This window comes from Bradyrhizobium sp. UFLA05-89 (genome assembly GCF_059803475.1).
Window position 1 is genome coordinate 46,252 of record NZ_JBANBA010000027.1, and the last position, 13,109, is coordinate 59,360.

Annotated in this window: 10 protein-coding genes; 5 read left to right on the forward strand and 5 right to left on the reverse strand. The window is 63.3% G+C overall.

The annotated features are described in order from the left end of the window. Positions 1 to 15 precede the first annotated feature (15 nt). The 4 genes from SO139_RS16595 (at position 16) to SO139_RS16610 (ending at position 4,766) form a co-directional block, all read left to right on the forward strand. On the forward strand, positions 16 to 1,353 hold the full coding sequence (locus tag SO139_RS16595) for an ABC transporter substrate-binding protein (RefSeq protein WP_449377912.1): 1,338 nt from the start codon (positions 16 to 18) through the stop codon (positions 1,351 to 1,353). A gap of 126 nt (positions 1,354 to 1,479) precedes the next feature. Continuing rightward, a complete protein-coding gene (locus SO139_RS16600; protein WP_449377911.1) occupies positions 1,480 to 2,436 on the forward strand; it encodes a carbohydrate ABC transporter permease in 957 nt (318 codons plus the stop codon). Then, positions 2,429 to 3,325 carry a carbohydrate ABC transporter permease gene (locus SO139_RS16605; protein WP_449377910.1) on the forward strand — a complete coding sequence of 299 codons (897 nt, stop codon included), beginning with the start codon at positions 2,429 to 2,431 and terminating at the stop codon, positions 3,323 to 3,325. Before SO139_RS16600 ends, SO139_RS16605 begins: the two co-directional genes overlap by 8 nt. An 85-nt stretch (positions 3,326 to 3,410) precedes the next feature. Next, positions 3,411 to 4,766 carry an esterase-like activity of phytase family protein gene (locus SO139_RS16610; protein WP_449377909.1) on the forward strand — a complete coding sequence of 452 codons (1,356 nt, stop codon included), beginning with the start codon at positions 3,411 to 3,413 and terminating at the stop codon, positions 4,764 to 4,766. 161 nt (positions 4,767 to 4,927) lie between these two features. On the opposite strand, the gene SO139_RS16615 is transcribed toward SO139_RS16610, so the two are convergent. Together SO139_RS16615 and SO139_RS16620 are read right to left on the reverse strand one after the other, a co-directional pair. Next, positions 4,928 to 6,607 (reverse strand): mucoidy inhibitor MuiA family protein, encoded by a 1,680-nt coding sequence (locus SO139_RS16615; protein WP_449377908.1) that lies wholly within the window; start codon positions 6,605 to 6,607, stop codon positions 4,928 to 4,930. Positions 6,608 to 6,809: 202 nt separating this feature from the next. Beyond that, positions 6,810 to 7,418 carry a response regulator transcription factor gene (locus SO139_RS16620; RefSeq protein ID WP_449377907.1) on the reverse strand — a complete coding sequence of 203 codons (609 nt, stop codon included), beginning with the start codon at positions 7,416 to 7,418 and terminating at the stop codon, positions 6,810 to 6,812. Between the two features lie 203 nt (positions 7,419 to 7,621). Between SO139_RS16620 and SO139_RS16625 the strand changes: the two genes are divergently transcribed. After that, a complete protein-coding gene (locus SO139_RS16625) occupies positions 7,622 to 8,689 on the forward strand; it encodes an AraC family transcriptional regulator (protein WP_449377906.1) in 1,068 nt (355 codons plus the stop codon). Here the strand turns inward: SO139_RS16625 and SO139_RS16630 are convergent, their stop codons facing one another. The 3 genes from SO139_RS16630 to SO139_RS16640 all read right to left on the reverse strand — a co-directional run bounded on the left by SO139_RS16630 (position 8,690) and on the right by SO139_RS16640 (position 13,048). Further along, positions 8,690 to 9,859 carry a thiolase family protein gene (locus SO139_RS16630; protein ID WP_449377905.1) on the reverse strand — a complete coding sequence of 390 codons (1,170 nt, stop codon included), beginning with the start codon at positions 9,857 to 9,859 and terminating at the stop codon, positions 8,690 to 8,692. 300 nt (positions 9,860 to 10,159) lie between these two features. Beyond that, positions 10,160 to 11,749, reverse strand: coding sequence for a phosphoglycerate dehydrogenase (gene serA, locus SO139_RS16635; RefSeq protein ID WP_449377904.1), 1,590 nt, complete (start codon positions 11,747 to 11,749; stop codon positions 10,160 to 10,162). A 126-nt stretch (positions 11,750 to 11,875) separates the two neighbouring features. Next, the gene (locus tag SO139_RS16640; RefSeq protein ID WP_449377903.1) at positions 11,876 to 13,048 is read right to left on the reverse strand and encodes a phosphoserine transaminase; all 1,173 of its coding nucleotides are present in this window, start codon (positions 13,046 to 13,048) and stop codon (positions 11,876 to 11,878) included. Between the last annotated feature and the right edge of the window lie 61 nt (positions 13,049 to 13,109).

A 13,109-nucleotide genomic window follows, 5' to 3' on the forward strand; every position in this document is an offset into this window, starting at 1 on the left:
AAAAGGGAGGAACTGATGAGGAATGACATCACCCGTCGTGATGCCCTCGGGCTTGGGCTGTCCGTTGCGGCGTTTGCAGCCGCCGGCGCTGCAGCGCAAACGCCATCCAGCATCAAGGCTGCCGACGTCGCAGCGCCGTCGCTGCCGATCGAGAAGGGCGCAAGCTTGCGCATGCTGCGGCCGGTGCGCTTCGTGCAGCCGGATGAGGACGTGTTCCGTGCCAACGCAAGACGTTTCACCGAGGCGACCGGCGTCGAAGTCAAGGTCGATTTTGTCGGCTGGGAGGACATCAACCAGCAGACCGCGGTCACCGCCAACTCCGGCGCCGGCCCCGACATCATCATCGGCTTTTCCGACGCCCCGCACATCTATGTCGACAAGCTGATCGAGTTGTCCGACGTCGCCGAATATCTCGGCAAGCGCTACGGTGGCTGGCTGTTCCTGGCGGAGAAGTACGGCAAGCGAGCCAAGAGCAACAACTGGATCGGCCTGCCGTTCGGCGCGACTGGCGGCCCCTTGGTCTATCGCAAGTCGATCATCCAGGCCGCCGGCTTCGACAAGGTGCCGGACGATCACGCCGGCTTCCTCGATCTTTGCCAAAAGCTCCACAAGGCGGGCAAGCCGGCCGGGTTCGCGCTCGGCAATGCCGTCGGCGACGGCAACGGTTTCGCAAGCTGGATGCTGTGGTCGTTCGGCGGATCACTGCTCGACGCCGACGGCAATCTCACGATCAACAGCAAGGCGACCGTGGAAGCGTTGAAATATGTGAAGCAGCTCTTTCCGACGTTCATCGCAGGCACGGCGTCCTGGAACGACGTCAGCAACAACCGTGCCTATTCGTCCGAGGAAATCTCGCTGACGGCGAACGGCATTTCACTGTACTTCTCGCTGAAGAACGACACGGCGACCGCGAAGATCGCCGAGGACACGGAACATCAGTTCCTGCCGAAGGGGGTCGCCAAGTCATCGCCCATGGGCGGCCTGACGCTGAACGCGATGGTGTTCAAGCACAGCCCGTATCCGAACGCGGCGAAGGCGTTCCTGCAATTCATGATGGAGAAGGAGCAGTACGACCCCTGGCTGATCGCCAACAGCGGCTACTGGGCGCAGCCGCTCGCCAATTACGCGGAGTCCGCGGTGTGGTCCGGCGATCCGAAGCTGAAGATCTTCAAGGACACGATGTCGAACCGGTACTGGGACGGTTACGAGGGCCCGATCTCGACCGCGACCGGCGCAATCCGTGCCGATTACGTGCTGGTGCAGATGTTCGCCTCGGTCGCAACCGATGCCGCGACACCGGAGCAAGCTGCTGCGGAAGCCGAGCGCCGGGCGAAGCGGTATTTCCGCAGGTAGCAAGACCGTCATTGCGAGGAGCGAAGCGACGAAGCAATCCAGACTGCATCCGGGGAGCCAGACTGGATTGCTTCGCTTCGCTCGCAATGACGGTGTGGTGACAGTTCGAGAGAGGACAGTCAGCCAATGTCCGTGACCACACTGCCCTCCGCCGCGCTTGCCCACCGGCAGCAATCACGGCTCGTGCGCCTGTTCGACTACAAACCGTTCCTGATCGTGATGTGTCTCGCACCGGCGATCGGGCTGCTTGCGGTCTTCCTCACCTATCCGCTGGGTCTGGGCATCTGGCTCGCCTTCACCGACACCACGATCGGCCGGCGCGGCGTCTTCGTCGGTCTTGAGAATTTCCAGTATCTGCTCACCGATCCCCTGTGGTGGGGCGCCGTGTTCTACAGTATCTTCTACACGGCCGTCGCGACGTTCGGGAAATTCGCGCTTGGCTTCTGGCTGGCGCTGCTGCTCAACAATCACTTCCCGTTCAAGAGCGTGCTACGCGCAATCGTGCTGCTGCCCTGGATCGTGCCGACGGTGCTCTCCGCACTCGCCTTCTGGTGGATCTACGATCCGCAATTTTCGATCATCTCGTATCTGCTGGTCGACGTGCTGCATTGGCGCACCACCAACATCGACTTCCTCGGCACGCCCTGGCCGGCGCGCTTCTCGCTGATCGCAGCCAACATCTGGCGCGGCATTCCCTTCGTCGCGATTTCGCTGCTTGCGGGCTTGCAGACCATCTCGCCCGCGCTCTATGAGGCCGCGATGCTCGATGGCGCCAGCGCCTGGCAGCGCTTCCGCTACATCACCTTCCCGATGATGATGCCGATCCTCGCCATCGTCATGACCTTCTCGATCATCTTCACTTTCACCGACTTCCAGCTCGTCTACGCCATCACACGCGGTGGCCCCGTGAACTCGACGCATTTGCTGGCGACGCTGGCCTTCCAGCGCGGCATCGCCGGCGGCGAGCTCGGCGAAGGCGCGGCAATCGCGGTCTCGATGATCCCGTTCCTGGTGTTCGCGACGCTGTTTTCCTATTTTGGCCTGGCGCGGCGCAAATGGCAGCAGGGAGAGGCCAATGACTGACGCTGTCGCCCACCCGTCCGCCATTGCCAACGCAACGCCCGATACGATGGCCTGGGATTCCCGCGCGCGGCGGGTGATGATGATCTATCTGCCGCTCGGCTGCTTCGTGCTGATCCTGCTGTTTCCGTTCTACTGGATGGCCATCACCGCGTTCAAGCCGAACGCCGAGCTGATGAACTACAAGGCGCACAATCCGTTCTGGATCACCTCGCCGACGCTGGCCCACATCAAGCACCTCCTGTTCGACACGGCCTATCCGCGCTGGCTGAAGACGACGATGTTCGTCGCGATCGGCGCGACCACGCTGTCGCTATTCGCGAGCACGCTGGCGGCCTATGCGATCGAGCGCCTGCGCTTTCGCGGCAGCCCCTATGTCGGCCTCGGCATCTACCTCGCCTATCTGGTGCCGCCGTCGATCCTGTTCATTCCGCTCGCAACCGTCGTGGTGCAGTTCGGCCTGTTCGACAGCCCCCTTGCCCTGATCCTGGTCTATCCGACTTTCCTGGTGCCGTTCTGCACCTGGCTCCTGATCGGCTATTTCAAGTCGATCCCCTACGAGCTCGAGGAATGCGCCCTGGTCGACGGCGCGACGCGACTGCAGATCCTGCGACGGATCACGCTGCCGCTAGCGGTGCCCGGCCTGATCTCGGCCGGCATCTTCTCCTTCACCCTGTCCTGGAACGAGTTCATCTATGCGCTCGCCTTCATCCAGAGCGGCGCCAACAAGACGGTGCCGGTTGCGATCCTGACCGAGCTCGTCACCGGCGACGTCTATCAATGGGGAGCGCTGATGGCGGGATCGCTGCTCGGCTCGCTGCCGGTTGCGATCTTCTATTCACTGTTTGTGGATTACTACGTATCCTCGCTCACCGGCGCGGTAAAAGAGTAAACCGCGCCTGCGGGGTTTTGCCCGGCTTCACAAAACTGCAATATGTGGTCCGCATAAGGCGTGCGTCCGTTAACAGGAGACGCATATGCGCGCGACCTTTCTTGCCTCCGTCGCAACGATCATTTTCACCGCGGGTGCCGCGCTTGCCCAAAACGAGGGCGAATTCCCGGCGACGCTGACTGCCCACGCAGTGATGCCGGCCGAGTCCTTCATCGATGCGCCGACTGACGCGCCCGCCGACCTCAAAACGTCAGGCAAATACACCACCGGCAAGCGCGTCGACGCGCTCGGTACCGTCATGGGCAAGTCCGCCGAGCGTTCGACCGGCGTGTCGCTGCCGTTCAAAGGCCAGCCGCTCCAGGGCCATTCCGGCATCAAGTCGATGGGCGACGGCACCTTCTGGGTCATCACCGACAATGGCATGGGCTCGCGCTACAACTCGACGGACTCGATGCTGTACCTGAACCACTACAAGATCGACTGGACCAGCGGCAAGATCGAGCGGCAGGAAACGGTGTTTTTGCACGATCCCGACAAAAAGGTGCCCTTCCGCATCGTGCATGAGGACACCGAGAAGCGCTATCTCACCGGCTCCGACTTCGACACCGAAGGCTTCCAGATCATTGGCGACACCTTCTGGATCGGTGACGAGTTCGGCCCCTACATCCTGAAGGCCGACAAGACCGGCAAGATCCTTGGCGTGTTCGAGACGATCGCTGACGGCAAGCCGGTGCGCTCGCCGGACCACTGGGCGGTGCAATCCCCTGGTGCGCCGGGCGCGAGCTACACCAACGTCAATCTGCGCCGCTCCAAGGGCTTCGAGGGCTTTGCGTCGTCGAAGGACGGCAAGTTCCTCTACGGCCTGCTGGAAGGCCCGCTGTGGGACGCCGAGAAGAAGGATTGGGAGAAGGTCGACGGCAAGGAAGCCTCGCGCATCCTCGAATTCGACGTCGGCGCGGAGAAGTTCACCGGCCGCTACTGGCAATATGTATTCGAGCAGAACGGCAACGCCATCGGCGACTTCAACATGATCGACCCGGCCAGCGGTCTCGTCATCGAACGCGACAATGGCGAAGGCACCGCCGACAAGGCCTGCCCGCAAGGCGTGCGCGGCGAGAACTGCTTCCCCGACGTCGCGAAGTTCAAGCGCGTCTACAAGATCGAGCTCTCGGATGCCAATGTCGGCAAGCCCGTGCGCAAGATCGGCTATATCGACCTGATGAAGATCAAGGATCCCGAAAAGAAGGCGCGGAAGCCGCTCAATGACGGCGTCCTCACCTTCCCGTTCTTCACCATCGAGAATGTCGATCGCGTGGACGAGACGCATATCATCGTCGGCAACGACAACAATTTGCCGTTCTCCTCCAGCCGCGAGCCGAACAAGGCCGATGACGACGAGTTCGTGCTGCTCGAGGTCGGCGAGTTCCTGAAGGCGAAGTGAGGTTTGCCATCTCCACACCCAAGCTGTCATCGCCCGGCTTGACCGGGCGATCCAGTATTCCAGAGACGCCTGAGCTTGAATCGAGAAGCCGCGGCGTACTGGATGCCCGTGTCAAGCCAGGGCATGACAAACAGAGAGTGCGGGGCGAGGTTAAGAACGCCTCAGCCCGCCGGCACCATGACGATGCCCTTGTCCTTGGGCCAGCGCACGCGCCAGCCGAACTTGATCTCCTTCACCTCGCCGGGCTTGGCGTCGAACGCCCATTCCAGCACACCGCGCTTGTCGCGCAGATTGGTCGACGTGGGCGGCGTGGTCGCGGACAGCATCTCGACCGCGATGTCCTCGTTCTCGCTGACCGGGAGCTGATCCTCGATCGCGATGCGGATTGGGAAATCGTGACCGTTGCGCACGACGGTCCGGAACGAGCGCGCGTCGGTCTTTGACGAAGAGATCACGCCCGCCGTGCCCTCGTTCTGCCGAATCACCGCGCGCTCGATCTTGATCTTGTCGTCGGCGCCGAAGCCGAGGCGGATCGCCTCCGTCCGCGCGGCGGTGGAGAACTTGCTGCGGCCGACGAACACGCCGTCGCGGAAGATCGCGACCTTGCCGGGCAAAAGATTGGTGTCGTCGGAGAGCTTGAACGAGGCCTCGAGATAGGCGGTCGGATCCACCACCGGCGCGGCGCGGATGGCGAGGTCCGGCGTGACCGTCATGGTGGAGATGAGCAGGCTCTTGGCGCCTTCGTTGGCCCCAAGGCTGACGCGGCCCGCGATCTGGTAGACGGCCTGGAAATCGCCGATCTCGGCATTGGCCTGCTGCTCATCCGCACGCTCGCGGGGCTCCGGGGCCTCTATGGCCTTGGCCATTGCCGGCGACTGCGCCTGCCGCGTCATGTCCGGCGCAGGCATCGCCACGTCGGACCGCCCTCCCAAGGCCAGCGGCTTCGGAAGCTGCGGATAGCGGACGACCAGCGAATTCAGCTCCGGCGCGCTGCCGCCGCGGCTGACTCGAACGGTGGAGACTCCGAGGCTGACATTCGACCAGTCCTCGCCGGTCGACTGGGTAATTTCCGCGCGGCGTACCAGTTCGAGTTGCGGCTTGTGGTCCCTGGCGCCAGTGTCGAGGCGGGCGTCGTAGAGCGGCGCCCAGCGCGCATTGCGCACGTTGTAGGTCACCCGCAGCGTCGCCTTCGTCGCGGCTGCGGAGGCGATTTCGGCCCGCACCTCCAGCTTGCTCGGCGGCTTGGCCGCGCGATCGGCTTCGAGCTGGGCGATCTGGCGATCGATCTCACGCTGCTTTCGCATGGCATCGCGGATCGCGGTATCGGCAGTGGCGATTTCCTCGGCAACCGCGGAGAAGGCCGCGCGCCACTCGGTCATCGGCCGGGCCTCGCCCTTCTCGCCGATGCCGGCGGGAGAGGCCTCGGCAAAGCGTTCGGCAAACTTGCGTCGGGCATTGGCGGCATCGATCGCGCCCTGCAAATCCGCGCGCTCGTCCTTCAAGGTCTCGATGCGCTTGTCGAGTTCCGGCAGATTGACCGGAGGTGCTAGGCGTGGCGGCCGCGCGTCGATCGTGCCGATGGTGAGCTTTGCACCCGCCTCGCCCTCAACCCGCAAGGAGGACGTGTCGAGGCCGAGCGGGAAATCCTTTGCGACCAGCGTCGAGTCACCCGACGGCAGGTCCAGCGTGACGACGCGGGTGACGCTCGCGCCGTCCGGGTAGACCGTGACGGCATCGATGGCCGACGTCGCATCCAGATCGGCCGCCCATGACGGCAGCGCAATCGCCGACGTGACCAGGACCAGGCTCGTCGTCGCCAGACTCTTCGCGATCGTTCGCATGAATTTCCCTCCTGCCAATGTCGCCACATCGCCAGCCGGATGCGGCGAAAAACGCCTCGCCATCGTGGTGAGACGCAGCAGGTAAGGAACCGGTTCGATTGGGGTTTCCGTGCGGCGGCACCGCGGCCGCCCCATGGCCGCGGAACGCGTCATCTGGCCGCGTCAGCGCACAGCTCCGGTTCAGCCTTGGTTCACGCTTGATTCACCCTTGGCCGTAGATCCGGCGGAGCATATCCGTGACGTTCTTCGCGCCGGCCTTTCTCAGAATGCTGGCGCGGTAGCCCTCAACCGTCCGCGCGCTCAGGCGCATCGCCCGAGCGATCTCTTTGTTGGTGTAACCGGCCGCAAGGTGCTGCAGCACCTCGCTTTCGCGCCCCGTGAGTGGCTCGCAACCGGCAAGCCAGCGCTGCCGGTTCGCATCCGGCTGGGCGAATTCATCGATGGCGGCATCGATCCGGCCGACAATCTCATGACTCTCGAACGGCTTCTCGATGAAATCGAACGCACCGCTCTTGATGGCATCGACCGCCATGGCGATGCTGCCATTGGCAGACGTCACCAGGACCGGCGCCATGCAATTTTCCGCGCGCAGTCGCTTCAGGACGTCGAGGCCGGATTGATCCGGCGCCTGCATCTCAAGCAGAACACAGGCCGGCATGCGCACCTTCGCCTCCAACAAGAGAGACGCACCATCGGCAAAGCAGATGACCTCATAGGCCTGCTGCTCGAGCGCCATAGAAAGTTGTTCGCGGAAGGACGCGTCAGTATCGATGACGAATACCTCACCCTTGGAAAGCGTGTTTCCCGGCATCATCCTGCTCAGCAATGTCTTGGTCAAAAGGGCCGAGACGGCGTCGAGGCTGCATCGCCTTGCCGCGCCGTCATGAACCGGCATCCACGCCGGTGCTTCGGTTTTCGATATGTATGTTCAGCCTGGTTCCGGGATTTGACTGATTGGGACAGAAATTTTACATTTCGGGACAACTGCGGGAATGGCTGGCAGGAGCGGTTCGCATGACCGATCTCATTCGCAGCGCAGGCCTTACCTACTATCCCGAGGTCGCCCGGTCGTTGGGCCTCGATCCTAAGCAGATGATGCGCAAGGTCAGGCTTCCGCTGGCCTGCCTTGAAAAGCCCGACGTTCGCATCGCCGTCGCGGGTCTTCGCCGCCTGCTTGAAACATCGGCGGAAGCCTCCGGTGCCGAAGATTTCGGCTTGCGCCTCGCCGAGCTCGGCGGCCTGACCAATCTCGGGCCGGTCGGGCTCATCGTTCGCGAGCAGGCCACCATTGGTGATGCAATCCAGGCGCTGTCGCGTTTCATCCATATCCACCACGATGGCATGCGGCTCGACGTCACGCGCGACAAGAAGATCGTGACCATCACGATGCATTTGCGCGGACGGCGTCCGCGTGCGCCGCGCCAGTCCATCGACATGGCGCTCGGCAGCGTCCACCGCATCATCCAGTCGCTGTTCGGCAGCGACTGGCGGCCGCTGGAGGTTCACCTCCACTATCCGCCGCCCCGCGACCGCAAGCGCTATCGCGAATTCTTCGGCTGCCCGGTGACCTTCAATGCCGCAGCCAACGCGCTGCTGCTATCGGCCCACGACATGGAGCGCCGAATCCCCAGCGCGCATCCCCTGGTCGCGAGCTATCTGCGCAAGCGTATCGAGGCTCTCGATGCGCGGCCTGCGAGCTGGGACGAGAAGGTCGACGAAGTCGTGCGCTCGCTGCTCTCGAGTGGCGAATGCACGGTCGAGCGCGTGGCCGAGCATCTGGCCTGCACCCGCCGCACCATCCATCGGCATCTTGCCGAATGCGGCACCACTTTTTCCGAGATCCTCGACACGCAGCGCGCCGAACTCGTCACCCAGCTGATCGAAGAACCCGGCCGGCCGCTCTCTGCGATCGCCGAGCAGCTCGGCTTTTCCGCGCAGAGCGCCATGGCGCGCTGGTTCCGCCACCGCTTCGGCTGCTCCATCACCGACTGGCGCAAGGGCGTGCGGCCAGCGATGCATGAAAAAGGCACGGCGCCCGGGAGCGTCATGCCTTCGTCGTCGCGTGCCGCGGTGTCTGCTTAGCTAATAGATCTCGAACAGGCCGGCGCCGCCCTGGCCACCGCCGATGCACATGGTCACCACGCCCCACTTCGCCTTGCGGCGGTGACCTTCCTGCAAGAGGTGACCAGTGAGACGCGCGCCGGTCATGCCAAAGGGATGACCGATCGCGATCGAGCCGCCGTTGACGTTGTACTTGGCGGGATCGATGCCGAGCTTGTCGCGGCAATACAGGCACTGGCTGGCGAAGGCTTCGTTGAGCTCCCAGAGATCGATGTCGTCGATCTTCAGGCCGGTGCGCTTCAACAGCTTCGGGATCGCGAAGACCGGGCCAATGCCCATCTCGTCCGGCTCGCAGCCGGCGGTCGCCCAGGCAACGAAGCGGCCCAGCGGCTGAAGCCCACGCTTCTCCGCGTCCTTGGCTTCCATCAGCACCACGGCCGCAGCTCCGTCGGAGAGCTGGCTGGCGTTGCCGGCGGTCACGAACTTGCCGGGGCCCTTGACCGGCTCGAGCTTGGCGAGACCTTCCATCGTGGTCTCCGGCCGGTTGCACTCGTCGCGATCGACGACGTAATCGACGATCGACTCGGCCTTGGTCTGCTTGTCGACCACCTTCATCCTGGTCTTCATCGGAACGATCTCGTCCTTGAACTTGTTCGCCTGCTGGGCGGCCGCCATGCGGCGCTGCGATTCCAGCGAGAACTCGTCCTGATATTCGCGGCTGAGCTTGTAGCGCTCGGCGACGATATCGGCAGTGTCGATCATCGCCATGAAGATGTCGGGCGCAACCTTCAAGAGTTCCGGATCGATCGATTCCTTTGGCGAGCCGCCGCCAGGAATCGAGATGCTCTCGACACCGCCGGCGACAATGCAGTCGGCGCCATCGGAGCGGATCGAGTTGGCGGCCATTGCGATGGTCTGCAGTCCCGACGAGCAGAATCGGTTCACCGAGACGCCGGCGGTCGTCTTCGGCAGACCGGCGAGAAGCGCGGACTGACGGCCGATGTTCGGAGCGCCGTGGGCGCAATTGCCGAGATAGCAATCCTCGACATAGTCCTTCTCCACGCCGGCACGATCGACCGCATGATGGATGGCGTGGGCCGCGAGAGACATCGGCGGAGTGATGTTGAACCCGCCGCGAGCGGACTTCGCCAGCCCCGTGCGCGCATAGGAAACGATGACGGCTTCACGCATTGTTTTCTCCCTGGTCGGACGACTTGGTTGGTCAATTGGTACACAAACTTCGAAGGTCGCGGGGAAATAAAGGGCAGCGCGTGCCAAGAAAAACGCCGCACTCGCAAGCGAGGCGGCGTCTGTTCCGTAGATCGGAATATCTTCGTGCCTGAACTGTCTCCACACTCGTCATGCCCGGGCTTGTCCCGGGCACCCACGTCCTTCCGCACGCATGGAGGCGCGTGGATGGCCAGGCATAGGCGAGCGCAAGCCACGCCGTCCTTCGGACGGCTATGCCCGGCCATGACGCCGGTGTGATCGTCAGAACGTCAGCGCCTTCGCCTGCTTGACCTGCGGGAGCGCCTGCACCTTGGCGAGCAGCTCCGCCGGCACCGCACCGTCGACCTCGACGAGCGCGATGGCATCGCCACCCTGCTCGACACGGCCGAGATGGAAGGTGGCGATGTTGATCTTGGCATCGCCCAAAAGGCTTGCGAACTTGCCGATGAATCCCGGCTTGTCCTCGTTGGTGACGTAGATCATCGACTTACCGAACTCGGCATCGACGCGGATGCCCTTGATGTCGACCAGCCGCGGCTTGCCGTCGTGATAGACGGTGCCGGAGACCGAGCGCTCCTGGCGCTCCGTCGCGACCGTCACGCTGATCAGGCTTTCATAGTCACTCTGCGCGGCGCGGGTCACTTCATCCACCACCATGCCGCGCTCCTTGGCGACGACAGGAGCGGACACCACATTGACCTCGCCCAGCATCGGCCGCAGCAGGCCGGACAGCACGGCGGAGGTCAGAGCCTTGATCTTCATCTCGGCAACATGGCCCTCATAGGTGATCGTGACCTTCGAGATGCCGGTCTCGGTGAGCTGGCCGGCGAAGGAACCGAGCTTCTCGGCAAGCGCGATGAAGGGCTTCAGCTTCGGCGCTTCTTCGGCGGTGATCGAGGGGAAGTTGATGGCGTTGGAGATCGCGCCTGACAACAGATAGTCCGACATCTGCTCAGCGACCTGAAGCGCCACGTTCTCCTGCGCCTCGGTCGTGGAGGCACCAAGATGCGGCGTGCAGATCACGTTGGGATGCCCGAACAGCACGTTCGAGGTCGCGGGCTCCTCGATGAAGACGTCGAAGGCAGCGCCGGCAATGTGCTTGGCATTCAGCGCATCCACCACCGCCTGCTCGTCGACCAGACCGCCGCGGGCGCAGTTGATCAGGCGTACGCCCTTCTTCATCTTGGCGATCGCGGCCGCGTCGATGATGTTCTTGGTCTTCTCGGTGAGCGGGGTATGCAGGGTGATGAAGTCGGCGCGCTTGAGCAGGTCATCGAGATCGACCTTCTCGACACCGATGTCCTTGGCGCGCTCCGGCGACAGGAAGGGATCGAAGGCCACGACCTTCATGCGCAGGCCGAGCGCGCGGTCGCAGACGATCGAGCCGATATTGCCGCAGCCGACCACCCCTAACACCTTGCCGGTGATCTCGACGCCCATGAAGCGATTCTTCTCCCACTTGCCGGACTGGGTGGAGGCGTCAGCCTGCGGAATTTCGCGCGCCAGCGCCAGCATCAGGGTGATGGCGTGTTCGGCGGTCGTGATGGAATTGCCGAACGGCGTGTTCATCACGATGATGCCCTTGGCGGTGGCCGCCGGGATCTCGACGTTGTCGACGCCGATGCCGGCGCGGCCGATCACCTTCAGGTTGGTCGCCTTCTCGATGATCTTGGCGGTCGCTTTCGTCGCCGAACGGATCGCAAGGCCGTCATAATTGCCGATGATCTCGGCCAGCTTGTCCTTGTCCTTGCCGAGGTTGGGCTGGAAGTCGACCTCGACGCCGCGATCCTTGAAGATCTGCACGGCGGCGGGCGAGAGCGCGTCGGAAATGAGAACTTTCGGTTTGGTCATGGGAATGTTCCGTGGTGCGAGCTGCATTTACGGAGTGTCGCCCGCAGGCTTACCCGCGGGTCCATCTCTCTTGATCGATGGATGGCCGGATCAAATCCGGCCATGACAATGATTGGGCCGAGGCGTTTACGCTGCCTTGGGCAGCGCGGCCTTGGTCTCGGCAAAGGCCCAGTCGATCCACTGGGTCAGGAGCTCGACGTCCTTCGCTTCCACCGTGGCGCCACACCAGATGCGCAGACCCACGGGCGCGTCGCGATAATACGCGAAGTCGAAGCCCGCATTTTCCTTCTCGACCAGTGCGACGAGCTTCTTGCAGAACTCGGCCTGCGCGTCGGACGAGAGCGAGGTGATCGCGGGATCGGTGAACTTCAGGCACACCGAGGTGTTGGAGCGGATCGAAGCGTCTTTCGCCAGGAAGTCGATCCAGGGCGTCCTCGCCTTCCAGTCGGCGAGCACCTTGGTGTTGGCGTCGGCACGCGCGATCAGCGGCTTCAGGCCGCCGATCGACTTGGCCCAGTTCAACGCGTCAAGATAGTCCTCGACGCAGAGCATCGACGGCGTGTTGATGGTCTCGCCGACGAAAATGCCTTCATTGATCTTGCCGCCCTTCGTCATGCGGAAAATCTTCGGCAACGGCCAAGCCGGCTTGTAGGTCTCGAGACGTTCCACCGCGCGGGGCGAGAGGATCAGCATGCCATGCGCCGCCTCGCCGCCGAGCGCCTTCTGCCAGGAGAAGGTGACGACGTCGAGCTTGGACCAATCGAGCGGCTGCGCGAACGCGGCCGAGGTGGCGTCGCAGATGGTCAGGCCTTCGCGAGTCGCGCTGATCCAGTCGGCGTTCGGCACGCGCACTCCAGAGGTGGTACCGTTCCAGGTGAAGACGACGTCGCTGTTCGGATCGACCTTGGAAAGATCCGGGATCTCACCATAAGCCGCATTGAGCTTGGTGACGTCCTTGAGCTTCAATTCCTTGACGATGTCGCTGACCCAGCCTTCGCCGAACGATTCCCACGCGAGCGTGGTGACGGGGCGTGCGCCGAGCAGCGACCACAGCGCCATCTCGACCGCGCCAGTATCGGAGGCCGGAACGATGCCGATGCGATAATCGGCCGGCACTTCGAGCACTTCGCGCGTCAGATCGATCGCGAGCTTGAGCTTGGTCTTGCCGATCTTCGCACGATGCGAACGGCCGAGAGCTGCGTCTTTGAGATTTTGGGCGGTCCAGCCGGGGCGCTTGGCACAGGGGCCGGAGGAGAAATGCGGCACGAGGGGCCGCGAAGCGGGCTTCGCTGCAGTCATGATCTACCCTTCCAGATAGTAAGCCTCCCGTTGGGGGGAGGTGTCCCGCCGCGGCTAATAC

Excerpts from the sequence above, each read along its gene's own strand:
- SO139_RS16595 (WP_449377912.1), top strand. The coding sequence starts at position 16 with ATGAGGAATGACATCACCCGTCGTGATGCCCTCGGGCTTGGGCTGTCC.
- SO139_RS16625 (WP_449377906.1), top strand. The coding sequence starts at position 7,622 with ATGACCGATCTCATTCGCAGCGCAGGCCTTACCTACTATCCCGAGGTC.
- SO139_RS16620 (WP_449377907.1), bottom strand. The coding sequence starts at position 7,418 with ATGCCGGGAAACACGCTTTCCAAGGGTGAGGTATTCGTCATCGATACT.
- SO139_RS16615 (WP_449377908.1), bottom strand. The coding sequence starts at position 6,607 with ATGCGAACGATCGCGAAGAGTCTGGCGACGACGAGCCTGGTCCTGGTC.
- SO139_RS16605 (WP_449377910.1), top strand. The coding sequence starts at position 2,429 with ATGACTGACGCTGTCGCCCACCCGTCCGCCATTGCCAACGCAACGCCC.
- SO139_RS16610 (WP_449377909.1), top strand. The coding sequence starts at position 3,411 with ATGCGCGCGACCTTTCTTGCCTCCGTCGCAACGATCATTTTCACCGCG.
- SO139_RS16630 (WP_449377905.1), bottom strand. The coding sequence starts at position 9,859 with ATGCGTGAAGCCGTCATCGTTTCCTATGCGCGCACGGGGCTGGCGAAG.
- serA (WP_449377904.1), bottom strand. The coding sequence starts at position 11,749 with ATGACCAAACCGAAAGTTCTCATTTCCGACGCGCTCTCGCCCGCCGCC.
- SO139_RS16600 (WP_449377911.1), top strand. The coding sequence starts at position 1,480 with ATGTCCGTGACCACACTGCCCTCCGCCGCGCTTGCCCACCGGCAGCAA.
- SO139_RS16640 (WP_449377903.1), bottom strand. The coding sequence starts at position 13,048 with ATGACTGCAGCGAAGCCCGCTTCGCGGCCCCTCGTGCCGCATTTCTCC.